Source organism: Neobacillus drentensis (assembly GCF_036966985.1).
Lineage (GTDB): Bacteria > Bacillota > Bacilli > Bacillales > Cytobacillaceae > Neobacillus > Neobacillus drentensis_E.
This window is the reverse complement of sequence record NZ_JBALSN010000465.1, coordinates 3,220-3,723: the sequence shown is the minus strand read 5'-3', so window position 1 is coordinate 3,723 and position 504 is coordinate 3,220. Positions and strand designations below refer to the sequence as shown.

At 38.1% G+C, this 504-nt stretch carries 1 protein-coding gene; it reads right to left on the bottom strand.

All coding sequences use genetic code 11. From position 1 onward, the window contains the following. Nucleotides 1–356, bottom strand: a 356-nt coding sequence (locus V7659_RS25475; RefSeq protein ID WP_335542911.1) for an MFS transporter, incomplete at its 3' end; no start/stop codon positions are given. Nucleotides 357–504: the final 148 nt, after the last annotated feature.

Here is a 504-nt window from a genome sequence, read left to right as displayed (position 1 = left end):
CCTACCACAAATCTTAGAATGAATAACATGAGAAATCCGCTAACCCATCCTTGAAAAAAGGTGAATAACGACCATAGGAACAACCCAACGCCATAAACAATACGGGCTCCAAATCGATCCAATAACCATCCACCAGGGATTTGCAGAAAAGCATAGGCCCAGTTGAACGCCGAGAAAGCAATTCCCAATGACACCGCATCCAATTGTAGATCTTTGTTCATTACAGGGGCAGCAACACTTAGCGCCGAACGGTCGATATAGTTAACTGCGGTCGTGATAAATAATATAGCCAAAGTCAAATAGCGTACATTGGTTTTTTTAGTAATCGCTTTCAATTCTTGCATATTAACACTCACAAAATTCCCCCCTAAATTGTATCAATTCCAATCTATTGCAAACGCCACTATTTTCATAAATCAATATTCAGTCATTAATTAATATTTTGATAATTCATCAGTTTGATCCATTAGAAACTCTTTCCTACTATCACCCTAGCAGTTTCAT